Below are 26,432 nucleotides of genomic sequence, written 5' to 3'. Positions count from 1 at the left end.
AACATTGCGTGATCAGAACACCACCGCGCGACGCAGGCCGCAAGGGTTCAGGCGATCCATTCCGCGACCCAGGCGCCATAGGGGGCCAATGAGGGCGCGACGCCGCCGCCGCCCGCGACCAATCCCCAGCCTTCCGGCAGGGACCAGGGAACGGGCGCGGCCGTCGGATTGAAGACACAGAGCAGCCGGCTCTCTGCGTCGCCGCGCTCGAAAGCGATCAGGGGTTCGGGCGCGTCCACCGGGCGGTAGGCGCCGGTCCGCAGGGCTTCGCGACCCTTTCTCAGGGCGATCAGGCGGCGGGCCAGGTTCAGGATCGAATCCGGATCACCGTCCTGGGCGTCGACCGACAGCGGCGGATGGCGCGGATCGACCGGCAGCCAGGGCTCGACCGTCGAGAAGCCGGCCCAGGGCGTGTCCGTCGTCCATGGCATCGGCGTGCGGGCCCCGTCGCGGCCCAGGGTGTGGGGCCAGTTGGCGATCGCCTCGGGGTCCGCCAGCCGTTCGAACGGCACCGCCGCCTGGGGCAGGCCCAGCTCCTCGCCCTGATACAGGAAGACCACCCCTCGCAGGCAAAGCAGCAGCATCAGGGCCATGCGGGCGGCGGCGTCGCGATCCGCCTCGGGCGCCCAGCGCGAGACCGCGCGTGGCGCGTCGTGGTTGCAGAAGGCCCAGGCGGGCCAGCCCGCGTCTTCGGGCCATTGCGCCATCGCCGCATGCACCCGCGCGGCCGTCAGGTCGGGCGCATAGAGGAAGTCGAAGCCATAGGCGGTGTTCAGCCGCCCCGGCGCCACATAGGCCCGCCGCTCGGCCCCGGAGTCGGCGCCCGGAATCTCGGCCACGGTGAAGCGGCCGCCGTCGCTGTCGGTCAGGGCGCGCACCTGCTCGACGAAGGCCATCATCCCCGGCTGGGACTGGTTGTGCCGATGCTGCTGGAAGTCGAACGGCCGGGTGCGCGGCCACACGCCCCTGCCCGGCGCCTCCGCCGGATTGTCGGTCAGGGCCGGGTCGTGCATGGCGAAGTTGAGGGCGTCCAGCCGGAACCCGTCCACGCCCCGGTCGAGCCAGAACCGCGCCACATCCAGCAGGGCGTCCTGCACCGGCCGGTGATGCAGGTTCAGCTGCGGCTGGGCGCTCAGGAAGTTGTGCATGTAATACTGGCCGCGCCGCGCGTCCCAGGTCCAGGCCGGGCCGCCGAAGACGGACTGCCAATTGCTGGGCGGCGTCCCATCAGCCTTGGCGTCGGCCCAGACGTACCAGTCGGCGCGGTCGCCCGCGCGATCCAGTCGGCTGGACTGGAACCAGGGGTGCCGGTCCGAGGTGTGGCACCAGACCTGGTCGATGACGACCTTCAGTCCCAGGGCGTGGGCGCGGGCCGCCAGGGCGTCGAAATCCGCCAGAGTGCCGAACATCGGATCGACGCCGCGATAGTCGGCCACGTCATAGCCGAAGTCGGCCATGGGCGACGGATAGAAGGGCGACAGCCAGACGCCGTCCACGCCCAGGGACGCGACATGATCCAGCCGCGCCGTGATCCCCCTCAGATCGCCGATCCCGTCGCCGGTGGTGTCCTGAAAGCTGCGCGGATAGACCTGATACAGAACCCAGCCGCGCCAGTCGTCGCCCGCCATCGCATCCTCCGAACCGCCAGACTGGACCGCATCGCCGGCCGGCGCCAGAGCATGGCTTCCGTCGTGTGAACGCCCCCGCCAGCCGGTCGTAAAGGCTTAACCGCGTTCGTGAACGGGACCGCAAGCGGGCTGGGCCTAGGGTGGGATCACGGACGAAGAAACGTCCGGCGCAAGCGGGCCGCCCCATGCTGTTTCTTCTGAACGACGTCGTGTTCGATCTGGACGAGGCCTGCCCGGTCACGCCCGGCGACGCGCGCCGGTTCGAGAAGCTGGGCTTCGACTATGTGCTGGAACTGGGGTGCGAGATGTTCGCCGAGGACCCCATGCTGCACCTCAACGATCCGGGCCGGGCGCGGCGTCTGGCCTGGCTGATCGCCGACCGGGCGCCCGAGATCAACGCCGCCCTGTTCGCCGCCGACGCGGCCGGCTGCGCGCCGGAACTGGTCGAGCCGCGCTTCTGCGCCCTGCCCGACGCGGTGATCCGCCAGCTGTCGACCAAGGCCCGCCGCGGCCGCCTGGACGCCACGACCTGCGACAAGGCCGTGTGGAACCGGCTGGCGGCCTGATCGCCGGCGTCCATTCCGTGACATTCGGCCCGCGCCGCGCTAGGTCCGCGCGCGCCAAGGATACGGAATGTCGAAACTCACCCTGAACGAAGAGGCCCTGCGCCGCAGGACCTTCGCCATCATCGCCCACCCCGACGCGGGCAAGACGACCCTGACCGAGCATATCCTGCTGGCCGGCGGGGCCATTCGCGCGGCCGGGGCGGTCAAGGCGCGGGGCGAGAACCGGCGGGCGCGGTCGGACTGGATGAAGATCGAGAAGGAACGGGGCATATCGGTCACCGCCTCGGTCATGACGTTCGAGCACGACGGCAAGATGTTCAACCTGCTGGACACGCCGGGGCACGAGGATTTCTCGGAAGACACCTACCGCACCCTGACGGCCGCCGACTGCGCCATCATGGTGCTGGACGCCGCCAAGGGCATCGAGCCGCAGACGCTGAAGCTGTTCGAGGTGTGCCGCCTGCGCGACATCCCGATCATCACCTTCATCAACAAGCTGGACCGAGAGGCCCAGGACCCGATGGCCCTGCTGGACGAGATCGCATCGCGTCTGCAGTTGGACCCCGCCCCCATCTGGTGGCCGGCCGAGAGCGGAAACCGCCTGCGCGGCATGGTCGAGGTGGGGACCGGAACCTTCCAGCCCTATGCCCGCAAGGCCGCCGGCTCGGACGAGGACCCGGATCATCCGGCCGCCCTGCCGCTGGACGACGCCGGCCGGTATTTCGAGGGCGACGAACAGGCGGACATGGCCGAGGCGCTGGAACTGGTTCAGGGCGGATACCCGGCCTTCGACCTGCAGTCGTTCCGCGAGGGGCATCTGACGCCGGTGCTGTGGGGCTCGGCCCTGCGCCATTTCGGCATCGAAGCCCTGCTGAAGGCCATCGGCGACTGGGCCCCGCCGCCCAAGACCATGGCCGCCAAGAAGGAAGCCCCGCCCGAAACGCGCAACGCCCCGGCGCCCGAGGCCGTGACGGTCGAGCCGGGCCAGGCCGAGGTGACCGGCTTCGTCTTCAAGGTCCAGGCCAATATGGACCCCAACCACCGCGACCGCATCGCCATGTTCCGCATGGCCTCGGGCCGGTTCCAGCGCGGCATGAAGCTGAAGGTCCAGAACACGGGCAAACAGCTGTCGGTCAACGCCCCCATCATGTTCTTCGCCTCGGACCGGGAACTGGCGGAAGACGCCTATGCCGGCGACGTCATCGGCATTCCGAACCATGGCGTGCTGCGGGTCGGCGACAGCCTGTCGGAGAGCGGGATGGTGCGGTTCGCCGGTCTGCCCAATTTCGCGCCCGAGATCCTGCAGCGGGTGCGGGTCAAGGATCCGCTGAAGGCCAAGCACCTGAAGAAGGCGCTGGAAGGCCTGGCCGAAGAAGGGGTGACCCAGCTGTTCCGGCCGGAACTGGGGTCGGACTTCATCGTCGGGGCGGTGGGCCAGCTGCAGTTCGAGGTCATGGCCGACCGGCTGGGCGAGGAATACGGCCTGGACGTGGTGTTCGAACCCAGCCCCTACGCCGAGGCGCGCTGGATCGGCGGCGAACGTGCGGACCTTGAGGACTTCGCCGGCAAATACCGGCCCCAGATGGCCGTGGACATCGACCAGGCCCCGGTCTTCCTGGCCAAGTCGAGCTGGGAGACCGGCTATGTCGGCGAACGGTTCCCCAAGGTGACCTTCACCAAGACCAAGGAACGGGCCTAGCTTCCATCGCGCCGCTCCAGCCCGAAGGTGGCGGCGAACATGATCAGGCAGACGGCGCTGGACGCCGCCAGGGCCAGGGCGGCCGACCGCTCCAGGGCCAGGCCGTAAAGCGCCGGTCCGGCGGCCTGCATGAAGCGGGCGGGGGTCAGCATCAGGGCGTGGCGGGCGGCGTAGTTCCGGCGCCCGAACAGTTTCAGCGGCAGGACGCCGGAAGCCACCGACAGCAGGCCGTTGCCCGCGCCCTGGCACAGGGTCAGGGCCGCCGCGAACCGGGCCCCGCCCAGGCCCACCGTCAGGGCGCCCAGGGGATGCATCAGGGCGGCCAGGCGCGTCGTGGTGATCGGCGACGCGCCGTGCAGCAGGGTCATGTCCAGCAGGCGCACGGCGATGGCCGCCGCCGCCGTCAGCCCGGCGATGGCCGCGGCCTGAGCCGGCGACAGGCCGATCTTCATCAGCAGGCGCGGCAGGTGGGCGCTCATGGCCGTCGATACCGCCCAGGCGCCGGCGAACAGCACCGCCAGCTGGACCATGCGGCGGTCCCAGCGGATGCGGACGGGCGCGGCGGGGGACTCATCCGCATGCGGCAGGCGACGCCCCGGCGTGAAGGCGGCCGTCAGGGGCAGGCAGATCAGCAGGTGGGCCAAGGCCCAGCCCAGGTAGGCGTTCAGGGCGCGGACTCCGGCGCCCTGAACGCCTTCCTGCGCTGGCTTCAGGCCGAGGGCGCCAGGACGCCCCCGGCGCCTTCTCACGTCGCCATTGGGGGCGGCCGGGCCGATCAGAGATCCCTGAACAACCCGATGTAGTCCTCATAGACGAAGATGCGGTTGCGCTGCTGCCCCGTCGCCTCTCGCAACACCCCCATGCCTTGCAGGTCGAGGACGATATTGTTGGCGTTGGCGAAACTGACGCCCAGAAAACGCACGGCCTCGTTCACCTCGATGTACGGGTCGCGGTAGAGTCTCTCCAGAAGGCGGATGGCCTTGCCGGCGCGCGCGCCCATTTCATTGACGATCCGGTCCCGATGCATCTCGCGGAGCGTGAGAATACGCTTCACCAGGCCGGCCGCGTCCAGAGCCGCGTCGGTGACGCAGTCGAGGAAGAAGATCAGCCAGGCCTCCCACTGGCCGGCGTCCCGAATGGCCTGAAGATGCTCGTAGTATTCCTGCCTTCGCTTCTTCAGCGTCAGGGAGACATAGAGAACGGGCTTGGTCAGCACCTTCCGCTCGCACAGCAGGAAGGTGATCAGAAGCCGCCCCAAACGCCCATTGCCATCGACGAAGGGGTGAATGGTCTCGAATTGAGCGTGGGCCAGCCCGACCTGAACCAGCAAGGGCAGGTCCGTCGGCTGATGAAGAAAGGTCTCCAGATCCCCTATATGGTGGGCGACCTGATCCGGGGGCGGCGGCACGAAGACCGCCTCGTTCAGACCGCGGCCGGCCGACCCGATCCAGTTCTGTGTCGTCCTGAAATCTCCCGGCGTGGCGTGTCCGCCTCGGACGTCATGCATCAGGATTTCGTGGATTTCCCGCAGCAGCCTGGCCGACAAAGGCAATTCCGCCAGGCGCGCCAGGCCGAAATTCAGCGCCGAGGTGTAGTTGAGCACCTCGTTGACGTCTCCCATGGGGCGTTGCCCGGACAGCCGCGCCTCGGCTGCGACCAGATCATCCAGAGACGCTTGAGTGCCCTCGATCTGGCTCGACAGGACAGCCTCCCGACGCACATACATCGCCGTGAAGAGCTCGGGGTGAGGCAAGGTCTCCACAGCCCCGTCCAGCCGTCCCAAGGCCAGGTCCGCACGGCTGAGCGCCGCCCTGACGCCTCCATCCAGGTCCAGCCCTTCTGGCGGCAGGGGATTGGGAATGAAGGCGCGGTAGCCGCTCAGCTGGCGGACATACCGTCCTGCCCGCTCATTTTCCGATTTTGGCATAAAGGGGCTTTCCCGATCCCATATTATCCAGATTAGATAATATAACCCTGTGCGAAAGGCCATAGTTCAATCCCGGCCAATAGCGCGCCGTCTTCCCACCGACGCGTCAGCGTGATGTGATGATGCGGTCGCGCGAGTGGGCGCGGTGGAGGACGAAATGGCGGTCGGGCTTGCTCTGCTCCTGGCGCTGACACAGCAGGCGCCGGCCCTGACCTCTTATCAGGCGGTGGTGCGGTGCGCCGGCCTGACCCAGGCGGCGTCGGAGCTGGCGGGGGGCGAAGGGGCCGAGGGGCGGGCCCTGATGGATGCGGCCCTCTACTGGTCTCTGACGGCGATGCAGGCCGCCGCCGCCGCGGGCCGGTCCGCCGAGGCGGCCGAGGCCGACCAGACGCGCGCGCGGGTCCAGGCCGTGCGGCTGCTGAGCGCCGGCGACGCCGAGGCCCAGGCGGCCCTGCGCCAGTGCCGCAGCCGCGTCCCCGCCCTGGACTGACGACGACGAAATCGAACCCGTCCGCCTGCCTCGGCGTTGCCCTTGCAGAAGACGCGAGGAGAAGCGGCAAACGGTCCCGTTCCGGGACGAAGAGTCTGGGCGTTCGATGTTCGAGTTCGGCAAGGATCTGCGCAAAATCTTCGCCCAGGCGCGCGAGAGCGACGACCTGAGCTGGCTGGAGCTGATCGGCGTCGACCTGCTGGAGGTCGAGGCGCGCCGCCAGTCGACCGACGCGAGCCGGGTGTCGTGCAAACATCCGGTCGAGGCCGCCCTAAGGGCCGCCGGCCTGTGGCGCGAACATGCCCGCCGACGCGGCGCCCCCGCCAGCCTGGCGCGGGCCGAAGCCGCCGTGGCCGACGCCCGCAAAGGCGCCGCCGGACGGCAGCTGGCCGAGACGGCGCTGGAATCGGCGCGCGTCGACATGCTGGGGTTCGACCTGTGCGGCGACACGGCGCGGCTGGATCGGGCGTTCCAGACCCTGGCCGAAATCCAGTTCCCGCGCCGTTCGGCCGCCGCGGCCTGCGCCGCCGCCCTGCATGCGCGGCTGAGCGCGCGGCGGGCGCGGCTGACCGACGATCCGGCCGCCCTGCTGGACGCGGCGGCCCTGCTGGACGCGGCCCTGCACGACCTGCCCCCGGGCGGGACGGATGCGGTCGAGGACGTGCGCATGGACCGGGCGTCCCTGGCGCTGGAGGCCGGGGTGGCGCGGCGCGATCCGCGCCTGCTGGACCAGGCCGGGCGCGACCTGTCGGCCCTGGTCGGCGAGGCCTCGCCCGACTATCGGCCCCTGACGCGGGCGCGGGCCCTGGCCCTGTGCGGCGCCGGTCTGGCGGCCCTGGGGACCATCGCCGAGAACGAGGCGGCGCGGCTGCAGGGCCGGGCCATGTTCGACGCCGCCGCCGACCAGTTCACCCCCGATCACAGCCCGCTGGACTGGGCCGCGATCCAGATCCTGCGCGCCGGCGATGCGACCCTCCCGACCGCCGCCCTGGCCCAGGCCGAAGCCCTGACGGCGGGGTCGGGACTGGTTCTGGGGGCCCTGGCGCGCGAGGCCCGCACCGCCCGCGCCGTGGCCGAGGCCGAGGACCAGGGCGACCTGACGACCCTGGCCGCCGTCGCCGCCCGGCTGCGCCTGAGGCTGCAGGTCGAGGAGGCGGGGGCCGCGCCCCTGGACTGGGCCGCCGATCAGATCGGCCTGGCCCGCGTCGGCCTGACCATCGAACGGCTGAGCGGCCATGCCCCGCCGGGGGTCGCCCTGGCCCTGGAGCAGGCGGCCGAGGTGGCGCGGGATCACGGCGTGCCGGCCCTGGCCCAGCGCGCGGAAGGCCTGAGAAAAGTCCGCGCCTGAACGCCCCTGTCTCGTCCCTGTCGCGAAGCGATGGGGAGGTGGATCGGCGGCGCAGCCGACGAGACGGAGGGGTTCTGTCTTCGTGTCTTCGTGTCACGAAGAACCCCTCCACCGCCTACGGCGGTCCCCCTCCCCATGGAATGGGGAGGAGACGATCGCACCCCCGGCTACCCCCCGATGGCCACGAAGGGGCCGTTCAGCAGGGCGGGCTTGCCGTAGCGCAGGCGGGCGCCGTCGTCGGCGAGGACGCGGCCGCCGGCGGCTTCCAGCACCGCCTGACCGGCGGCGGTGTCCCATTCCGAGGTCGGGCCGCTGCGCGGATAGGCGTCGAAACGGCCTTCGGCGATCAGGCAGAATTTCAGCGACGAATCCGTCCCCTGCCACCGGGTGCAGCCGTGGCGGGCGGCCAGGCGGGCGGCGTCCTCGTCCGACAGGCTGTGGCTTAGCAGGGCGAAACCCTCGGCCGGGCGGTCGCGCACCCGGATCGGGCGCCAGGCCTCGCCGAACCGGCGCATCATCGCCCCGCCGCCGGGGGTGGTCGAGCGCCAGGTCTGGCCCGTGGCGGGCGCCGTGACCGCCCCGGCCACGGGCGCGTCGCCCCGGATCAGGCCGATGTTGACGGTGAAGGCCTCGCGCCCCTGGATGAAGCCTCGGGTGCCGTCCAGGGGGTCGATCAGCCAGAAGAATTCCTCCAGCGTCGCCGGCTTGCCGCCCGCCTCGACCTGTTCCTCGCCCACCGCCTGGACGCCGGGCCAGCGGTCGGCCAGGGCCGCCAGGATCAGGGCCTCGGCCTCGCGGTCGGCGCGGGTCACGGGGCTGTCGTCGGCCTTGGCCTCGGCCGTCACCCCGTTGCGCCAGTAGGGCAGGATGACCGCCGCCGCCGCCTCGGCGATGTCGGCTATGGCTTCGGTCAGGGCGCCGCTGGCGAGGTCGCGGATCAATTCGGTCGTCATCGCGCTCCACATAGACCCCCCGCCCAGTTTGAAGAACCGGCAAATCACGTCAGCCTGCGCCCCATGACCGAGACCGCCTCCCCCACCGAACTGGCCACCCTGGTGGCGGCCAAGCTGTGCCACGACTTCATCAGCCCGGCGGGCGCGATCGTCTCGGGCCTGGACCTGCTGAACGATCCGTCGGCCCAGGACATGCGCGACGACGCCATCGGCCTGATCGACCAGAGCGCGCGCAAGATGGTGGCCCTGGTCGGTTTCGCCCGCGTGGCCTTCGGCGCCGCCACCACCAGCGAGACCTTCGACGGGCCGGAACTGCAGGCCCTGGTCGCCGGCATGACCGAGGGCGGACGCGCCGCCCTGGACTGGCGGGTCGAGGCGCGGGCCTTCGCCAAGCCCCAGGCGCGGACCCTGGTGAACCTAGCCTATCTGACCGCCGCCGCCCTGCCGTCGGGCGGGACCGCCGTCATCGCCAGCCGGGTCGAGGAGGGGCGGCTGATCCTGGAAGGCGTCGCCGAGGGGGCGCGGGCGCGGCTGAAGCCCGAGGCGGCCGAGGGCCTGGCCGGACGGCCTCTCAGCGAAGGTCTGCAGGGCCAGTGGATTCAGCCCTACTGGCTGTGGCTGACGGCGCGGGACGCGGGCGGGACCCTGTCGGTCGCGACCGAGGAGGGGCGGGTCGTCCTGACCGCCGACCTGCCGCTTTAAGGGTGGTCGCCAACCGCTCGTTAACCCGCCGTCTGCGATCATGAATTCGAGCCATGCCGCTCGATCCGCCACGAAAGCTCGCCCGACGTCGGGATACGGCCCTTGACCGCTAGAACCTGCCTCATCGTCGACGACAGCCGGATCATCCGCAAGGTCGCGCGCCGCATCGTCGAGGGCCTGGGGTTCGAGGTCGACGAGGCCGCCGACGGGGCCGAGGCCCTGGCCTATTGCACCGCCACCCTGCCGCAGGTCGTGCTGCTGGACTGGAACATGCCGGTGATGGACGGAATCAGTTTCCTGCGGCGGCTGCGGGCCCTGCCGGGCGGCGACCGGCCCAAGGTCCTGTTCTGCACCATCGAGACGCGGGCCGACCGCATCGCCGAGGCCCTGGGCGCGGGGGCCGACGACTATGTGATGAAGCCGTTCGACGGCCAGATCCTGGAATCCAAATTCGCCGAGGTCGGGGCGCCATGAGCGGGGTCTCGCCCGAGGATTTCGACAAGCTGCAGACCCTGCTGGACTCGCGGGCGGGATACCGCCTGCCGCGCGAGCGGGTGTCCCTGGTCGAGCATCGGCTGGGGCCGGTGGCGCGGCGCGAGGGCTATGACAGCGTCCCGGCCATGCTGGCGGCCCTGTGGGCGCGGCCGATCGGAGCCCTGGGCCGGGCGGTGATCGACAGCCTGCTGAACCCCGAGACATGGTTCCGGCGTGACCGGGCGCCGTTCGAGACCCTGGCGCGCGACATCCTGCCGGCCCTGTCGCGGGCGCGGGGCGGACGGACCATCCGCATCTGGTGCGCCGGCTGCTCGACCGGGCAGGAAGCCTATTCCATCGCCATGGCGGCAGGCGAGGCCGGGGTGGCCTGCGAGATCACGGCCACCGACCTGAACCCCCGCGCCATCGAAAAGGCGCGCAGCGGCGACTACACCACCTTCGAGATCCAGCGCGGCCTGTCGGCGGGGGCCATGCTGCACGGGTTCGAACAGGTCGAGGACGTCTGGCGCGCCCGGCCCGAACTGCGCGGACGGATCGCCTTCGCCGCGGCCAACATCCTGGACGAGCCCGCCGACGACGGCCGCTTCGACATCATCTTCTGCCGCAACTTGATCGGCGAGATGTCGCCGGCGGCGCGCGGCCGCGCCCTGGACGTGATCGAGCGCCGGCTGGTGGACGACGGCTGCCTGTTCCTGGGCCGGGACGAGCGGATCGAGGCGGACACCCTGGCCTTCCGCGCCGTCGCCGACCGTCGCGGCCTGTTCGTCAAGGCCCCCGCCGCGGCCCGCCACGCGGCCTGACGCCGTCGCCCTTGATCGGCGGCGCGTCATCGGCCCTACTGTCCTGGTCGGTTGGAGGGGATGGATGACGCGCCTGGCGTTGCTGATCGGATCGCTGGTGGTCGCCCTGGCTCTGGCGGCCACGGCCCTGCAGACCCCCATGCCGCGCGGCCTGGACGCGGAGGCGACGCAGTTCTCGGCCGTGCGGGCCCTGGCCGATGTGCGCCAGATCGCCCGCGCGCCCCATCCGGTCGGATCGGCCGAACATGGGCGAACCCAGGCCTATCTGACAGCGCGGATGGCGCGGCTGGGTCTGTCGCCCGAAGTCCAGGCGGGCCCCCTGTCGCCCGCCGCGATCCGGCGACTGGACCGATGGGGGCTGGATCCGGCGGCGGCGGACCATCAGGCGCACAATCTGGTCGGGGTGCTGCCCGGACGCGACCCGTCGCTGCGGCCCACCCTGCTGATGGCCCATTACGACAGCGTGCCCGGGTCGCCCGGCGCGGCCGACGATGCAGCCGGGGTGGCGGCGGCCCTGGAGATCGTCCGGGCCATTCGGGCGCGCGGGCCGGCCCAGCGGGACCTGGTGGTCCTGTTCACCGATGGCGAGGAGCTGAACCTGGACGGGGCCCGTGTCTTTTTCGGCGGCCATCCGCTGAGGGACCGGATCGGGGCGGTCATCAACCTGGAGGCGCGCGGCGGCGGCGGCCGGGCCTTCCTGTTCGAAACCGGCGTGGGCGGCGCCGACAGCGTGGCGCGGTTCGCCCACGCCGCGCGCCAGGCGCCGGGCGGACCGTCGGCCAGCTCCCTGGCCGCCTTCGTCTATGGGCTGATGCCCAACGGCACGGACTTCACCATCGCCCGCGACCGGGGCCTTCCGGGGCTGAACCTGGCCTTCATCGGCCGCCCCGACCAGTATCACGCCCCGACCTCGACGCCCGCGGCCCTGGAGGCCGGCAGCCTGCAGCATATCGGCGGCCTGGGGCTGGAGGCGGTCGACGCCTGGCTGCGCGGCCCCGACCTGACCGGCGACGCGGCCCAGGCGGTCTATGCCGACGTCCTGGGCCTGGCCCTGGTGCGCCATGCGCCGGCGGGCGGGTGGATCCTGCTGGGCCTGGCGGCGGTTCTGGGCGGATTCGCCGCCTGGGTGGCGCATCGGCGCGCGGGGCTGAGGCTGCCCGACGTCGGGCGCGGCCTGCTGGACGGGCTGTGGCTGGCGGCTTCTGGCGTGGTGGTGGCGCGCGGCGTGCGGGCCCTGGGCGGGCCGATGACCAGCCGGATCGAGTCGGTCGAGACCTATCAGCTGCTGCTGAGGCGGCTGCCGTGGATGGAGGCGGGGGTGGTGCTGGCCCTGCTGGCCGTCTGCCTGGTGCTGATGGCCGGGCGCGACCGGGCCGGACGGCGCGTGACCACGGCGATCCTGGGGGTCCTGACCCTCGCGTCCATCGTGCTGGGCGGGTTCGACCCGGTGGTGATCGGGGCGGCGGCGGCGGCCATCGGGCTGAGCTGGATGATCCGGCGCGAGCCGGGATCGGTCTGGGGCGGCTGGCTGGGGCTGATCGCCCTGGTCTTCGTCCTGGCCTGCGCGGCCCAGGCGGCGGCGCCCCAGGCGGCCCTTTTGCTGGTCTGGCCGGTGCTGCTGGCGGCTCTGGCGGCCTCGCTGGCGGCGACCCTGAGCGCCGGCCTGATCCATACCCGATCCCTGGCGCCGGCGGCCGTGGCGACGGCCTTGGGCGGCGGCTGGCTGGCGGCGGTCGGGCACCAGGTGTGGCTGGGGGTGGGCATGGACCTGCCTGGCGCCCTGGCCCTGATCGCCCTGCTGATCCTGATGCTGGCCCGGCCCCTGGCCCCGCGCCTCAGCCTGACCCGGCCCTTCCTGATCGCGGCGGCGGCCTGTCTGGTGGTCGGTTGCGGCCTGTCGGCCTGGGCCCGGGCGGCCGAGCCGGCGGCGGTCGCGGCGGCCCCGCCCGCCGCTTAACCGGATCGGAACGGGCGCCCGGATAAGGGTCGGCCATGAAGCTGATCCACGCCCTTCAGGACAACAGCGACCCCAACTCCCTCGTCTCGCGCTTCCGCCGCGCGCGCAGCCGCCGGGTGGTCGAACTGATCCAGGCCGTCCACGCCGAAAGGGGCGCCGTGCGCATCATCGACCTGGGCGGCGAGGCTGAATACTGGCGGCTGTTCGAGCTGGACCTGCTGAAGTCGCACCGGGTCCATATCACCCTGATCAACCCCGGCGGGACCGGCGACGTCTGGGACGCGGACCTGTTCGACGAGATCGACGCCGACGCCTGCGCCCTGCCGCAATACGCCGACAACAGTTTCGACCTGATGCATTCCAACTCGGTCATCGAGCATGTCGGCGACTGGGTGCGGATGGAAGCCTTCGCCGCCGAATGCCGCCGCCTGGCGCCGCGCTACTATGTTCAGACGCCCTATTTCTGGTTCCCGATCGAGCCGCATTTCTCGGCCCCCTTCTTCCACTGGCGCAGCGAACAGAGCCGCGCCCGAGCCCTGATGCGACGCGCCCACGGCTTTTCGCCACGCGCGGCGGACGTCGGCGCGGCCATGCGCGACGTCCAGCATGCGCGCCTGCTGGACAAGACCCAGTTCCGCTTTCTGTACCCCGACGCCGTCCACCACGACGAAAAGGTCGGGCCCCTGACCAAGTCGCTGATCGCCGTAAGGGCCTCGGGCCCGGCCTGAACCTTTTCCCTTCTATCCAAGGACTAGAGAATGACCCTGCCGAACCGTCCCCTTTTCCTGGCCTGCGTGCTGATCGCCGTGGGCGCCGCGACCGCGGCCCTGGCCACACCGCTGACGACGATCCGTTTCGATCGCCCGAACGTGAACTACGAAGGCGCCCTTTATGCTCTGGTCAGAGGCGTCCTGGACCGGCGGCCGGACGCGTCGTTCGAAGTGGTGGCGTGCAGCCCCCAGGCTTCCACGCCCGGCGCCCAAGCCCTGGTCACGACCAACATGCGCCGTAACGCCGAATCCGTCGTTCGCAGCCTCAACAACATGGGCCTGCCCTCCAACCGCATCCGCGTCAGCCAGAACGTCTGCGCCTCCTCTGACGTCGGCGAAGTCCAGGTGATCGTTCGCTGAGCTGATCTTCACCCAGGTCACCATGCGTCAGAAACGGACGCATGCGGCTGCATCGCCAGACACCACAAAAAAGAACATATTGGCAACCGGAACAAACCGTGCACATAGTCCGGCTCACAGGGAGCGGGTCCATTGGCGGGTCTCTCCCGAAACCAAGACGGGAATCATGGCAAGGGAGAGTAAGCAGGTGTCACAGGCGGCTTTGAAACTGGTGGGCAAGGAAGACGGCGACAAGCAGCGCGCGCTGGAGGCGGCGATCGCCCAGATCGACCGCGCCTTCGGCAAGGGCTCGGTGATGAAGCTGGGCAAGGCCGGGCAGGTGGCCGAGATCGAGAGCGTCTCGACCGGATCGCTGGGCCTGGACATGGCCCTGGGCATCGGCGGCCTGCCGGTCGGGCGGGTGATCGAAGTGTTCGGGCCGGAAAGCTCGGGCAAGACCACCCTGGCCCTGCACACCGTGGCCGAGGTGCAGAAGAAGGGCGGGGTCGCCGCCTTCGTCGACGCCGAACACGCCCTGGACCCGATCTACGCCGGCAAGCTGGGGGTCAATCTGGACGACCTGCTGGTGTCGCAGCCCGACCATGGCGAACAGGCGCTGGAGATCGTCGACACCCTCGTGCGCTCGGGCGCCGTGGACATTGTGGTGGTCGATTCCGTCGCCGCCCTGACGCCCCGCGCCGAGATCGAGGGCGAGATGGGCGACAGCCTGCCGGGTCTTCAGGCGCGGTTGATGAGCCAGGCGCTGCGCAAGCTGACCGCCTCGATCAACAAGTCCAAATGCATCGTCCTGTTCATCAACCAGATCCGGCACAAGATCGGGGTGATGTATGGTTCGCCCGAGACGACCACGGGCGGAAACGCGCTGAAATTCTACGCCTCGGTCCGCCTGGACATCCGCCGCACCGGCGCGATCAAGGACCGCGACGAGGTGGTGGGCAACACCACCCGGGTCAAGGTGGTCAAGAACAAGGTCGCCCCGCCGTTCCGCGAGGTCATCTTCGACATCATGTACGGCGAGGGCATCTCCAAGCTGGGCGAGGTCATCGACCTGGGCGTCAAGGCCGGGATCATCGAGAAATCGGGCAGCTGGTTCTCCTATGACAGCCAGCGGATCGGTCAGGGGCGCGAGAATGTGCGCGCCTTCCTGAAGGCCAACCCCGACATCGCCGAGGGGATCGAGAAGGCCGTGCGGGCCTCGACCAACAAGATCGCCGACGACATGCTGGGCACGCCCGAGCCCGACGAGGGTCAGGACCTGGAGGGCTGATCCGGGCCATCAGGTCTTCTTCCCCGAAACTCGCCCGGCCGGTCCCCGCGACCCGCCATCCGACCCCGCCGGGATCGGTCTGGGCCGAGCGGCCGCCTGACGTTCGCGTCGGGCGGCCTTTTTCTTGGGCCCGTCTTCCTCCAGCCTGATCACGGGCGGGTGATGCGCGGGGCGTGAAAACCCTATATGACGCCCCTTCCCCGTTTTTCCCCCCGACCGACCGCGCCCCATGACCAGCCTGAAACAGATCCGCTCCACCTTCCTCGACTTCTTCGCGGCCGATGGGCACGAGCGGGTGCACTCGGCCCCCCTGGTGCCGCAGAACGATCCGACGCTGATGTTCGTCAACGCCGGCATGGTGCCGTTCAAGGACTATTTCACCGGCGCCGCCACCCCGCCCTGGCCGCGCGCGACCAGTTCGCAGAAATGCGTGCGCGCCGGCGGCAAGCACAACGACCTGGACAATGTCGGCTATACCGCCCGGCACCTGACCTTCTTTGAAATGCTGGGGAATTTCAGCTTCGGCGACTATTTCAAGGACCACGCCATCGAACGGGCCTGGCAGCTGGTCACCCAGGATTTCGGCCTGGACCCGAAGCGGCTTCTGGTCACCGTCTATATCGATGACGACGAGGCGGCGGCCATCTGGAAGAAGGTCACGGGTTTCGGCGACGACAAGGTGATCCGCATCGCCGGCTCCGACAATTTCTGGGCCATGGGCGACAGCGGCCCCTGCGGCCCCTGCACCGAGATCTTCTGGGACTATGGCGACCACGTCCCCGGCGGCCCTCCGGGTTCGCCCGACGAGGACGGCGACCGGTTCGTCGAGATCTGGAACAACGTCTTCATGCAGTTCGAGAAGGAGAACGACGAGATCGTCCGTTCCCTGCCCAAGCCCAGCGTCGACACCGGCATGGGGTTGGAGCGGATCGCCTCGGTGTTGCAGGGCAAGAATTCCGTCTTCGACACCGACCTGTTCCAAACCCTGATCGCCGCCTCGGAAGACGCCACGAACACCAAGGCCGAGGGTGACCGCGCGCCCAGCCACCGCGTCATCGCCGACCACCTGCGGTCTTCCGCCTTCCTGATCGCGGATGGCGTCACCCCGTCGAACGAAGGACGCGGATACGTCCTGCGCCGCATCATGCGCCGGGCCATGCGCCATGCCCACCTGCTGGGCGCGACCGAGCCCCTGATGCACCGTCTGGTCCCGACCCTGATCTCGGAAATGGGCGACGCCTTCCCCGAGCTGAAGCGCGCCCAGGCCTTCGTGGAAGACACGCTGAAGCAGGAGGAGATCCGCTTCCGCACCACCCTGTCCAAGGGGATGAGCCTGTTCGACACGGCGGTTCAGGGTTTCCGCCCCGGCGAGATGCTGGACGGTCAAACGGCCTTCACCCTTTACGACACCTACGGCTTCCCGCTGGACCTGACCCAGGACGAGGCCCGCCGGCGCGGCTTCGGCGTCAATGTCGACGGCTTCCAGGACGCCATGGCCCAGCAGCGCGCCCGTTCGCGCGAACACTGGAAGGGCTCGGGCCAGACCGCCAACGCCGGCGAATGGCTGGCGGTGCGCGACCGGCTGGGGCCCACGGTCTTCACCGGCTATGAGGCCATCGACGGCTCGGGCGAGGTTCTGGCCCTGATGAAGGACGGCCAGGCGGTCGAGGCGGCCGAGACTGGCGCCATCGTCGAAATCCTGTTCGACACCACCCCCTTCTATGCCGAGAGCGGCGGCCAGGCGGGCGATCACGGGACGCTGGAATGGCCCGGCGGGTCAGCCGATGTCATCGATGTGCGCAAACAGGCGGGCGACCTGCACGTCCTGTCGGCCGAGATCATCGCGGGCGAACTGAAGACCGGCGCCCGCGTGGCCCAGAGGGTCGATCCGGCCAAGCGCCAGACCACGCGCGCCAACCATTCGGCCGCCCACCTGCTGCACACGGCGCTGAAGAACGTCCTGGGCGATCACGTGGCCCAGAAGGGCCAGCTGGTCGACGCCGAACGCGCCCGCTTCGACTTCAGCCACAACGCCCCGGTGACCGAGGACGAACTGGCGGCCATGGAGGCCGAGGTCAACGCCGTGATCCGCCAGAATGTCCCGGCCGAGACCCGGCTGATGGCGCCCCAGGCGGCCATCGAGGCCGGCGCCATCGCCCTGTTCGGCGAGAAATACGGCGACGAGGTTCGGGTGCTGACGCTCGGCCGCTCCCTCACCACCGACAACAAGCCCTATTCAGTCGAACTGTGCGGCGGCACCCATGTGTCGCGCACGGGCGACATCGGCCTGTTCAAGATCGTGTCCGAAGGCGGCGTCGCCGCAGGCGTGCGCCGGATCGAGGCCCTGACCGGCGAGGCCGCGCGCCTGTATGTCGAAGGCCAGGCCCGCGTCGCCCGTACCCTGGCTCGCGACTTCAAGGTTCAACCCGCCGATGTGCCCGCGCGTGTGGAGGGTCTGCAGACCTCGGTCAAGACGCTGGAGAAACAGGTCGCCGAGCTGAAGAAGCAGCTCGCTCTGGGCGGCGGCTCGGGCGCCGATGCGGCGCCGGAAGAGATCAATGGCGTCAAGCTGATCGCCCGCGTCCTGGACGGGGTGGACGGCAAGGGCCTGCGCGGCGTGGCCGAGGACTTCCGCAAACAGGTCGGCTCGGGCGTCGTGGCCCTGATCGGCGTGACGGATGGCAAGGCGGCGGTCACCGTGGCCGCCACGTCGGACATGACGGGGCGCGTCAACGCCGCCGATCTGGCGCGGGCGGCGGTGCTGGCCATGGGCGGCCAGGGCGCGGGCGGCAAGCCCGACTTCGCCCAGGGCGGCGCGCCGGACGGGTCGAAGGCCGAGGCTGGACTGGAAGCGGTGCGGGCGGCGCTGCGCTAAGCCCTCTCCGCCCAGGGAAACGCTGCCGTCTCCTCCCCATTCCATGGGGAGGGGGACCGCCTGAGGCGGTGGAGGGGGCTTCGCCACACGAAGATATAGAACCCCTCCGTCCCGACGGCTGCGCCGCCGATCCACCTCCCCAGGCTATGCGACGGTGAGGAGACAGGAAACAGACCTTCGCTCACCTTCTCCTGTCGAAGGAGAAGGATCAGGGTTTGTCCCGCTGAAAATCCAGGCCGGTCAGTTTCCACTCGAACAGGCCGCGGCGGGTCAGGATCAGGGCCAGGCTGCGAACGGGCCTGTCGCGCCGGGTCAGGGTCACGGTGAAGGAATCCAGGCTGCGATAGCCCCAGGCCTGGTGGATGTCGTCCTGGTCCGATCCGGCCTCGTCCCGCTGGGCCGGGTCGCGCCGGGGCCTGACGCGGTCGGCGGGGTTCGGCGGCTCGCCGGAGCGGACCATCTGGCCGATGGCCTCGGGCGTCACCAGGGTGTCGACGGCGCCCGAGACGATGGAGGGGGCCAGCATCATCCCCAGGCCGGCCAGGACGTCGCCCGCCTCGCCGGCGCGATCGCGCATCTCGTCGGCCAGGGCCTGGTTCAGTTCTTCCTTCAGACTGGCGCGGAAGGCGGGGAAGTCGACCAGCCGGCGCAGGGCCGCCTCGTCTCCGGTCTTGCCCGCCTGGATCAGGGCGTGAGCGGCGAACACGGGCGACAGGGCGTAGGCCCCGACGAAAGCGATGACGGCCGCCACGGCCAGACCGCCCCACAGCTTGCGCTTCATACTGAACTCCCGCGCGACCGAAGGCGCCCACCCGCGCCGAGCCTAGCCTCGAAGGCGGCCGCGCCGCCAGCGGCTTTTCGCGCAGATCAGCCGGCCGGGGCGGCCGCCGGGCGCGGCGCGGGCGTCGGAGGGGCCACGCCTTCGGGCAGGCCGACATGGACCAGTTTCCACTCGAACGGCCCCTTGCGGGCGAAGGTGAAGACGGTGCGCGATCCGCCCTCGTCGGCCACGGCCATCCGGGCGCCGTTGACGCCCCAATAGACCGGGCTGGGCAGGGGGCCGCCCATGGCCGGTTCGGCGCCCGGCGCGCTGCGCTGGGACGCCAGACGCCCCTCGCCGCGCGTCAGGGCCGCCAGGGCGCGCGGGGTCAGATAGGCCTCGACGTCCGGCGGGCGCACGGCCGGGTTCTGCTCCAGCTGGCGGCGCACCGCCCCGATGGGGTCTTCCAGGAAGGAGGGCGCCGGCTGGAAGGCGCGCGGATCGCCGCCCATCTGGGGCCGCAGCGACTGGCGCACCGCCCCGAAATCGACCAGCCGCGACAGGGCCGCCGCATCATTGGCGTCGCCCGCCGACCGGATGGCGAAGAAGGCCACGCCCGGCGCGGCGAAGAAGCTGATGACCGCGACAACGATCGCCGTCAGAACCAGGTTGAACAGCAGCCTGCCCATGAGCGCCCCTCCGTCTCGTCCGCCATCAATGCACGAACCCTTGCCAGGCTCAAACGAAAGCCCCGCCGGCGCGAACCGGCGGGGCTGGAATTTTCGCCGCTCAAGCAGCGAGCGACCGCGTCGCGAGCGTTAGCGGCGGCGATCAGGCCGTCGCAGCCTTCAGGTTCTCGGCCACCTTGTCGATGAAGCCTTCGGTGGTCAGCCACGACTGCTGGTCGCCGACCAGAAGGGCCAGGTCCTTGGTCATGAAGCCGGACTCGACCGTATCGACGACCACCTTCTCCAGGGTCTCGGCGAAGTCGATCAGGGCCTGGTTGCCGTCCAGCTTGCCCCGGTGCTTGAAGCCGCGGGTCCAGGCGTAGATCGAGGCGATGGAGTTGGTCGAGGTCGCCTCGCCCTTCTGGTGCTGGCGGTAGTGACGGGTCACGGTGCCGTGGGCGGCTTCCGACTCCAGGATCTTGCCGTCCGGGGTCATCAGCACCGAGGTCATCAGGCCCAGAGAGCCGAACCCTTGCGCCACCACGTCCGACTGGACGTCGCCGTCGTAGTTCTTGCAGGCCCAGACGAAGCCGCCCGACCACTTGATGGCGGCCGCCACCATGTCGTCGATCAGGCGGTGCTCATAGGTCAGGCCCTTGGCCTTGAACTGGTCGGCGAACTCGGCGTCGAACACCGCCTGGAAGATGTCCTTGAAGCGGCCGTCATAGGCTTTCAGGATGGTGTTCTTGGTCGACAGATAGACCGGATAGCCGCGGTTCAGGCCGTAGGCGAAGCTGGCGCGGGCGAACTCGGTGATCGAGGCGTCCAGGTTGTACATCCCCATGGCCACCCCGGCGCCGGGCGACTGATAGACTTCATGCTCGATCACGGCGCCGTCCTCGCCGACGAATTTGATCGACAGCGTACCCTTGCCGGGCATCAGGAAGTCGGTGGCCTTGTACTGGTCGCCGAAGGCGTGGCGGCCGACCACGATGGGCTGGGTCCAGCCGGGCACCAGGCGCGGCACGTTCGAGCAGATGATCGGCTCGCGGAAGACGACGCCGCCCAGGATGTTGCGGATGGTGCCGTTGGGCGACTTCCACATCTTCTTGAGATTGAACTCCTTCACCCGCGCCTCGTCGGGGGTGATGGTGGCGCATTTCACGCCGACGCCGTGCTTCTGGATCGCGTGGGCCGCGTCGATCGTCACCTGGTCGTCGGTGGCGTCACGGTTCTCCATGCCCAGGTCGTAGTAGTCCAGCTCCAGGTCCAGGAACGGGAAGACCAGCTTGTCCTTGATCATCTGCCAGATGATGCGGGTCATCTCGTCGCCGTCGATGTCGACGATGGGGTTGTCGACCTTGATCTTGGCCATGGTGTCTCTCTGTCTTGGGGGAGGTGTCGGTTGCGTGGCGGGGGTATAGCGAGAGGCGGGGCCGGGCGCAAAGCCTGCGGAACCATCAGGCCCCGAAGGGTTGCGCCGCCGCGGACCAGGGCGGACGATACGCGCGACATCGGAGGCAAGCATGCGGACGATCATCATCGCCGGGACCGCCCTGCTGGCGGCCTGCGGGGCCGAGCCGGAGGCCGTATCGGCAAGGGCGCCGGACGGGGCTGATCCAAGAGTTCCGACGACCGCCGGGGTTCAGCCGGTCCAGCGCGCCTTCCGCGACTGGATGGCCAGTTGCGACAACGGCGCCGACTGCGTCGTCTTCGCCGGGCCGACCGACGGGGCGACGGCCTGGCTGAGGGTGTCCATGCCCGCCGGACCGATGGCGACGCCCGTGGTCCACGCGGGCCTGTGGGACGGCGGCGGGGCCCAGAACGCGGCGGCGCCCCTGCGGCTTCAGATCGACGGGCGCGAAGAGGTGATCGGCCCCGACCCCGATCCCGACCTGGGCCAGCAGGGCGTCGGTCGCGCGAGCGGCCCTCAGGCGGATGTCATCATCCGCGCCCTGGGCGATGCGCGCCGCCTGGTCCTGGTCAAGGGATCGGAATCGGCGGCCCTGTCGCCGAACGGCGCCGCGGCCGCCCTGCTGTGGATCGACGAGCGCCAGGGGCGGCTGGACACGGTGACGGCCCTGCGGCGGCGCGGCGACCGGCCTGCTTCGGACGCGCCCGGCGCCCCCGCCCTGCCAGTCGTGGCCCCCGCCCCGGCGGCCGACCAGGCCGGGCTTCCGGCCGCCGACCGGAACGCCGCCCTGCCCGCCGCCTTCGCCGCCCTGCCGGCGGTCCGGGAATGCCGGTCGAACCTCGACTGGAACCCCGACCTGTTCAAGGCCGTCACCCGCCAGAGGCTGGATGCCCGAACCGAGCTGTGGGGCGTGCCCTGCGACGCCGGCGCCTACAATCTGATGACGCGTTACTGGATCACCGGTCCGGATGGGGCCGACCCGCGCGCCATCGCCCTGCAGGGGACCCAGGGTGAGCCGCAAGATGTCCTGACCAATGCCGAATACGACCCCGCGACCCGCATCCTGCGCCAGTTCGCCAAGGGCCGGGGGATTGGCGACTGCGGCGTCTTCCAGGCCTGGACCTGGACCGGCCGCGCCTTCGTGCTGAGCCAGGAGCGGGTGATGGGCGAATGCTGGGGCGTCCCCTTCGAGCTCTGGCCGACGCAATGGCGCACCCGTGAACGCTGACCCGGAAATCCTGGTCGTCGGGGCGGGCCCGGCCGGACTGACGGCGGCGGCCTATCTGGGGCGGTTCCTGCGCCAGACCACCAGCGTTCCGGGTCTCTACGCCGCGGGCGATGTGGTGCGCGACCTGAACCGGATCGCCGTCGCCACGGCCGAGGCGGCTGTGGCCGCCACCGCCATCCACAACCGCCTGCGGGAGGCGGACGGCTGGACCGTTCAGGAATCCCTCTCCCGATGGGAGAGGGCTTGAGGCTCGCAGAGCGAAGCGATGCGCAAGCCGAAAGGGTGAGGGTCGGCTCATACCCGTCTGGCGGTAGCCCCTCACCCTTTCGCGCAAGACCGCTCGCCTGCCCGCTCTCGGGCGCTCAAGACCTCTCCCGCCGGGAGAGGGACGCCGGCGCGCGCCCGCCGTCCGGGCCGGCGTCGTGGAAACCCTTTATCCGGCGGCGGCGGTCATCAGCAGGCTGCGACGGTCGATCATCAGATCCTCCAGCGGTTCTGGGCAGGCTCAGTTTCCGGCCGCCGCGACCTCTTCGCCCAGCCAGGCGTTGCGGAAGGCCAGCTGGTCCGGCGTGACCTCGCCACCGTCGGCCTCGACCCGCGCCAGGGTCATGGCGGGGTCGGCGGCCATGCGGATGCGGGTGGTGACCTCGCGCCCGCGCTGGATGAAGCGCAGCACCATCTCGTCGCCCGGCCGCGCCGAGTCCAGCGCCCGGTCCCAGTCCGCCTGGCTGTCGATCTGGACGGCGCCCAGGGAGACGATCTCGTCCCCGCGATCGGCGCCGCCTTCATAGAGGGGCGTGCCCGGCTGGGTCGCCGTCGCCAGGCGCGCGGTCTGGTCCGAGGCCTCCAGCCGCACCGGCCCCGCCCAGGCGCGGTCCGGACGCGCCGGCTTCAGCACCAGTCCGGCCTGGGCCAGCAGGGGACCGAATTCGGGCAGCTGGCTGTCATTGATCGAGCGGGCGAAGACGTCGGCCGCGAACGCCTCGTCGCCCGTCACCGCCGCCAGGGCCGCACGCAGGTCGTCCGGGGTGTAGGGCGTCTCGGTCAGCCCATGCACCCGCCACAGCTGGCGCATGTAGTCGTCCAGGGTCACGCCGGGGAATTTCTGACGCAGGGTCAGGTCCAGCGTCAGGCCCAGGGCGGCGCCATAGGTGTAGTAGGACACGAAGATGTTGGGATTGGTCGGATCGATCGAGGCGGCCGCGTCGACGAAGGGCGCGCGCAGGCTCATCTCCTGGGGCGAGCCATAGGCGCGGGCCGGGCTGTTCAGCACGAAATTCAGCTGCCCCCCCATCTCGGCCAGGAAGCGGTCCACGTCGGACAGGCCCGCGCGCCGGATGGTCAGGGGGCCGTAGTAGTTGGTGAAACCCTCGGCCAGCCACAGCGAGGGGGTGGCGTTGGCGCGGCTGTAGTCGAAGGGTTCCAGCTCGGCCGGGCGGATCCGCTCGACGTTCCAGGCGTGGAAGAACTCGTGGCTGAGGGTGCCGATCTGGCCATAGTCGGCCTCGGCCAGGCCGCGCGTAGTGCTGATGACGGTCGAGTTGCGATGCTCCATCCCGTCGCCGCTGATATGCGGCAGATAGTCGGCCAGGAAGGTGTAGGTCCCATGGTCGAAGTCGGGCACGTCGCCGAAGACGGCGATCTGGGCGTCGATCACCCGCCTGGCCCGCGCCGCGAATTCGTCGGCCTCGGCGTCCGTTCCGGCGTGGTGCAGGGCGATGCGGATGGTGCGCGGGGTTCCGGCGTCGTCGACCTGCCATTCGCGCACGACATGGGCGCTGATCTCGACCGGGCTGTCCATCAGATACTGCAGGTTCGGGGCGGTGAAGACCTCCGGGTCCTGCGTCGGCGCCAGCTGGGTGGCGATGCGCCAATCGGGCGTCAGCCGGTGGAAGCGCAGCCGCGCCGGCCGGTCGTCGTGGCCGCTGGCCCACATCAGGACCGCGGGCATGTTCAGATGGGCGTGGGTGGCGTCGATCTGGGCGTAGGTGCCGTCGCCCCGGTCGGCGTAGAGGGTGTAGGACACCGTCACCACCCCGTCGTGACCCTCGACCGTCCAGCCGTAGGGGTCGGTCCGCCGCACGGTCAGGGGCCGGCCCGCGCTGTCGGCGGCGGCGACCGAATAGACGTTCTTGGCGAACTCGTGGATCGCATAACGGCCGGGCGAGGACCGCGACATCTGAAACCGCACCGGCCCCGGCTCCAGCCCGCGATGGGTGACGGTGATCCGCGCCTCGTGGTGGACGGCGTTGTCGAAACGGAGTTCGTATTCGACCGGGGCCGGCGTCTCGGGCGCCGCGGCGGCGCTCCGGGACTGGGCCAGACCCGGCCCGGCGACCAGAACCATCAAGGCCGCAACCGCCGCCGCACTCATCCGTCGCATCATCTGACCCTCGCACCCTGGAAACAGGGCGCGGACCGTCGCGCGCGAGACTGCGGATTGCAAGCCGTCCGGCGTCAGGCGGCGTGCAGTTCCTGCTTCACCCGTTCGGCCAGGGTCTTGATGTCCAGCGGCTTGGGCAGGAAGGACACCCCGACCTCGTCGGCCAGCAGGTCCGAGAAGTCGCTTTCGGCATAGCCCGAGATGAACATCACCGGCGCGTCGCCCAGATACCGCCGCGCCTTCTTCAGCAGCGACGGCCCGTCCAGGCCCGGCATGATGACGTCCGAGATCAGCATGTCGATCTGGCCGGCATGCTCCTCGGCCAGGATCAGGGCCTCCTCCCCGTCCGCCGCCTCGATCACCTCATAGCCGCGCTGGCGCAGCAGGCGGGCGGCGATGCCGCGCACGGCGGCCTCGTCTTCCACGAACAGGATGCGGCCCGCGCCCGACAGGTCGCGCGGCTGGCGCGGGGCCTTGACCTCGACCGGGGCGGCTTCGGCCAGTTCGGCCTCGCCCGCGGCGGGCAGGAAGATGCGGAAGGCGGCGCCCGCGCCCTCGATGTTGGACACGGCGATATGGCCGTCCGCCTGCTGGACGATGCCATAGACGGTGGCCAGGCCCATGCCGGTGCCCTCGTTCACCGCCTTGGTGGTGAAGAAGGGTTCGAAGATCTTATCGACCAGTTCGGCCGGAACGCCAGGCCCGGTGTCCGACACCTCGATCAGGGCCACATCCTCGGTCGGCGCCTCCAGCCAGCCCATCTCGTGCGCCTGGTCGCGGCTCAGGCGGGCGGTGCGGATGGTGACCACGGCGTCGCCCGCCGCCACCACTCCGCGCATGGCGTCGCGGGCGTTGACGGCCAAGTTCATCACCGCCGTCTCCAGCTGGCTCTTGTCGGCCACCACCGCCGGAAGATCGCGGCCATAGTCGGTCTCCAGCCGCACATCCTCGCGCAGCAGCCGGCGCAGCAGGACAGCGAACTCGCCCACCAGTTCGCCCAGGTCCAGCCGCTCGCGCCGCACCGTCGACTTGCGCGAGAAGGCCAGCAGCTTGCGCACCAGGTCGGCGGCGCGGATGGCGGTCTGGCGGATCTCGTTCAGCCCCTCATACGACGGGTCGCCGACCGGGTGCCGCTCCAGCAGGCCGGACAGCTGAAGCTGGATCGCCGTCAGCAGGTTGTTGAAATCGTGCGCCACCCCGCCAGCCAGCTGGCCCACGGCCTGCATCTTCTGGGCCTGCGACAGTTGCAGCTCCATCGACTTCTGGGCCGAGACGTCGAACAGCCAGACCCGCCGCCGGTCGCCCTCGGGCGCGACATACAGGTGCAGCATCCGGTCCGGATAGGCCCGCGCCACCAGCTCGATGGGGCCCGACGATCCGGCCGCCACCCGCGCCCGCGCCTCGGCCACGCCGGTGGGCTCGAACAGATGGCCGAAGGCGGCGTCGCGCGCCGCCGCCGGGCCGGTCAGGGCCGACAGGGCGGGGTTGGCGTCTTCCGCCCGGCCCGAGAACAGGTCCTCGCCCCCGATCACCGCCGAGCCGAAGGGGGCGCCGGCCGCCATGGCCCGAGCGTCGCCCGTCTGGACCGACGACGGCGCGGCCGGAGCAGGCGCGGGGGCGGCGGCGTGGTCGTCCGGCGTCTGGCGCACCAGGAAGCGGTCCGGCCCCAGGCGGCCGATGCTGACCTCGACCTCGCGCTCGCCGATGGCGACGATGGCGCGGCCCTCGTGACCCTGGCGGGCCTGGGCGAAGGCCATGTAGAGGGCCTGGGCCGACCGGCCGCGCGGCAGGGCGGTGGCGGCGCCGTTCGCCTCTTTCCAGGCGGCGTTGAAGGCCAGGACCTGGCCCGAGGCCCAGACCAGGGCGGCGGGTTCGCTGAGGGCGTCCAGAACCTCGACCGCCGCATCGCCGCTGAGGCGCCGGGGCGCGGCGGCGCGGCCGAAGGCGAACAGGCCGATCAGGGCCACGGCGCCGGCGGTGAAGATCAGCATCAGCCCCGGCGCGGACCAGGGGTCGGACCGGAAGGCCGGATAGGCCACGGCGGCCACGGCGACCCCGAAGCCGGCGATCATCACCGGGGTCAGCAGGTCGAAGCTCAGGCGTCGGCTATGCGCTTCCATGGCGGCCTCGCGCGCGAATCAG

Annotated in this window: 23 protein-coding genes; 14 read left to right on the top strand and 9 right to left on the bottom strand. The window is 70.5% G+C overall.

Translation table 11 applies throughout. The features are described 5' to 3' along the window. Positions 1-47 precede the first annotated feature (47 nt). Positions 48-1,628 (bottom strand): alpha-glucosidase, encoded by a 1,581-nt coding sequence (locus KF910_RS11815; RefSeq protein WP_292263123.1) that lies wholly within the window; start codon positions 1,626-1,628, stop codon positions 48-50. A 185-nt stretch (positions 1,629-1,813) separates the two neighbouring features. On the opposite strand from KF910_RS11815, the gene KF910_RS11810 reads away from it, so the two are divergent. Continuing rightward, positions 1,814-2,194 (top strand): hypothetical protein, encoded by a 381-nt coding sequence (locus KF910_RS11810; protein WP_292263121.1) that lies wholly within the window; start codon positions 1,814-1,816, stop codon positions 2,192-2,194. Between the two features lie 67 nt (positions 2,195-2,261). Continuing rightward, entirely contained in the window at positions 2,262-3,893 is a 1,632-nt protein-coding gene (locus KF910_RS11805; RefSeq protein WP_292263119.1) for a peptide chain release factor 3, read from the top strand. On the opposite strand, the gene KF910_RS11800 is transcribed toward KF910_RS11805, so the two are convergent. Continuing rightward, complete coding sequence (locus tag KF910_RS11800) at positions 3,890-4,642, bottom strand: hypothetical protein (RefSeq protein WP_292263117.1); 753 nt, start codon at positions 4,640-4,642, stop codon at positions 3,890-3,892. The genes KF910_RS11805 and KF910_RS11800 overlap by 4 nt on opposite strands. Positions 4,643-4,668: 26 nt before the next feature. After that, a complete protein-coding gene (locus KF910_RS11795; RefSeq protein ID WP_292263115.1) occupies positions 4,669-5,820 on the bottom strand; it encodes a Fic family protein in 1,152 nt (383 codons plus the stop codon). 157 nt (positions 5,821-5,977) lie between these two features. On the opposite strand from KF910_RS11795, the gene KF910_RS11790 reads away from it, so the two are divergent. After that, the gene (locus KF910_RS11790) at positions 5,978-6,310 is read left to right on the top strand and encodes a hypothetical protein (RefSeq protein WP_292263114.1); all 333 of its coding nucleotides are present in this window, start codon (positions 5,978-5,980) and stop codon (positions 6,308-6,310) included. Positions 6,311-6,416: 106 nt separating this feature from the next. Beyond that, positions 6,417-7,658, top strand: a complete 1,242-nt coding sequence (locus KF910_RS11785; RefSeq protein ID WP_292263112.1) for a hypothetical protein — start codon at positions 6,417-6,419, stop codon at positions 7,656-7,658. 167 nt (positions 7,659-7,825) lie between these two features. Here the strand turns inward: KF910_RS11785 and cysQ are convergent, their stop codons facing one another. Next, a complete protein-coding gene (gene cysQ / locus KF910_RS11780) occupies positions 7,826-8,611 on the bottom strand; it encodes a 3'(2'),5'-bisphosphate nucleotidase CysQ (protein ID WP_292263110.1) in 786 nt (261 codons plus the stop codon). A gap of 63 nt (positions 8,612-8,674) precedes the next feature. On the opposite strand from cysQ, the gene chpT reads away from it, so the two are divergent. From chpT to alaS, 8 genes are all read left to right on the top strand, one after another. Further along, positions 8,675-9,313, top strand: coding sequence for a histidine phosphotransferase ChpT (gene chpT / locus KF910_RS11775; protein WP_292263104.1), 639 nt, complete (start codon positions 8,675-8,677; stop codon positions 9,311-9,313). Between the two features lie 102 nt (positions 9,314-9,415). Continuing rightward, a complete protein-coding gene (locus tag KF910_RS11770; protein ID WP_292263099.1) occupies positions 9,416-9,787 on the top strand; it encodes a response regulator in 372 nt (123 codons plus the stop codon). Next, complete coding sequence (locus KF910_RS11765; protein ID WP_292263093.1) at positions 9,784-10,608, top strand: CheR family methyltransferase; 825 nt, start codon at positions 9,784-9,786, stop codon at positions 10,606-10,608. Before KF910_RS11770 ends, KF910_RS11765 begins: the two co-directional genes overlap by 4 nt. A gap of 64 nt (positions 10,609-10,672) precedes the next feature. Then, complete coding sequence (locus KF910_RS11760) at positions 10,673-12,565, top strand: M20/M25/M40 family metallo-hydrolase (RefSeq protein WP_292263088.1); 1,893 nt, start codon at positions 10,673-10,675, stop codon at positions 12,563-12,565. A 35-nt stretch (positions 12,566-12,600) separates the two neighbouring features. Beyond that, positions 12,601-13,293, top strand: a complete 693-nt coding sequence (locus KF910_RS11755) for a methyltransferase domain-containing protein (protein ID WP_292263086.1) — start codon at positions 12,601-12,603, stop codon at positions 13,291-13,293. A gap of 30 nt (positions 13,294-13,323) precedes the next feature. Continuing rightward, positions 13,324-13,695: a hypothetical protein gene (locus KF910_RS11750; protein WP_292263084.1), complete on the top strand. Its 372-nt coding sequence runs from the start codon at positions 13,324-13,326 to the stop codon at positions 13,693-13,695. A 166-nt stretch (positions 13,696-13,861) separates the two neighbouring features. Beyond that, positions 13,862-14,962, top strand: coding sequence for a recombinase RecA (gene recA, locus KF910_RS11745; protein WP_292263082.1), 1,101 nt, complete (start codon positions 13,862-13,864; stop codon positions 14,960-14,962). A gap of 229 nt (positions 14,963-15,191) precedes the next feature. Continuing rightward, positions 15,192-17,837 (top strand): alanine--tRNA ligase, encoded by a 2,646-nt coding sequence (gene alaS / locus KF910_RS11740; protein ID WP_292263080.1) that lies wholly within the window; start codon positions 15,192-15,194, stop codon positions 17,835-17,837. Positions 17,838-18,045: 208 nt separating this feature from the next. Here alaS and KF910_RS11735 read toward each other — a convergent pair whose 3' ends face one another. The 3 genes from KF910_RS11735 to KF910_RS11725 all read right to left on the bottom strand — a co-directional run bounded on the left by KF910_RS11735 (position 18,046) and on the right by KF910_RS11725 (position 20,640). Next, positions 18,046-18,618 carry a DUF2939 domain-containing protein gene (locus KF910_RS11735; protein WP_292263079.1) on the bottom strand — a complete coding sequence of 191 codons (573 nt, stop codon included), beginning with the start codon at positions 18,616-18,618 and terminating at the stop codon, positions 18,046-18,048. Between the two features lie 86 nt (positions 18,619-18,704). Next, a complete protein-coding gene (locus KF910_RS11730) occupies positions 18,705-19,286 on the bottom strand; it encodes a DUF2939 domain-containing protein (protein WP_292263077.1) in 582 nt (193 codons plus the stop codon). A gap of 142 nt (positions 19,287-19,428) precedes the next feature. Next, complete coding sequence (locus tag KF910_RS11725; RefSeq protein WP_292263075.1) at positions 19,429-20,640, bottom strand: NADP-dependent isocitrate dehydrogenase; 1,212 nt, start codon at positions 20,638-20,640, stop codon at positions 19,429-19,431. Positions 20,641-20,791: 151 nt separating this feature from the next. Here KF910_RS11725 and KF910_RS11720 point away from each other — a divergent pair, with 151 nt between their 5' ends. Further along, complete coding sequence (locus tag KF910_RS11720; protein WP_292263073.1) at positions 20,792-21,907, top strand: DUF1176 domain-containing protein; 1,116 nt, start codon at positions 20,792-20,794, stop codon at positions 21,905-21,907. Further along, entirely contained in the window at positions 21,897-22,154 is a 258-nt protein-coding gene (locus KF910_RS11715) for a hypothetical protein (protein ID WP_292263072.1), read from the top strand. Before KF910_RS11720 ends, KF910_RS11715 begins: the two co-directional genes overlap by 11 nt. A 258-nt stretch (positions 22,155-22,412) precedes the next feature. Here KF910_RS11715 and KF910_RS11710 read toward each other — a convergent pair whose 3' ends face one another. Further along, complete coding sequence (locus KF910_RS11710; RefSeq protein WP_292263070.1) at positions 22,413-24,293, bottom strand: M61 family metallopeptidase; 1,881 nt, start codon at positions 24,291-24,293, stop codon at positions 22,413-22,415. 71 nt (positions 24,294-24,364) lie between these two features. Beyond that, entirely contained in the window at positions 24,365-26,410 is a 2,046-nt protein-coding gene (gene cckA / locus KF910_RS11705) for a cell cycle histidine kinase CckA (protein ID WP_292263068.1), read from the bottom strand. Positions 26,411-26,432 lie beyond the last annotated feature (22 nt).

It is taken from the genome of Brevundimonas sp., assembly GCF_019636155.1.
Classification (GTDB): domain Bacteria; phylum Pseudomonadota; class Alphaproteobacteria; order Caulobacterales; family Caulobacteraceae; genus Brevundimonas.
Note: the sequence above shows the minus strand (reverse complement) of the source record. Positions and strands in the feature narration are given on the sequence as shown.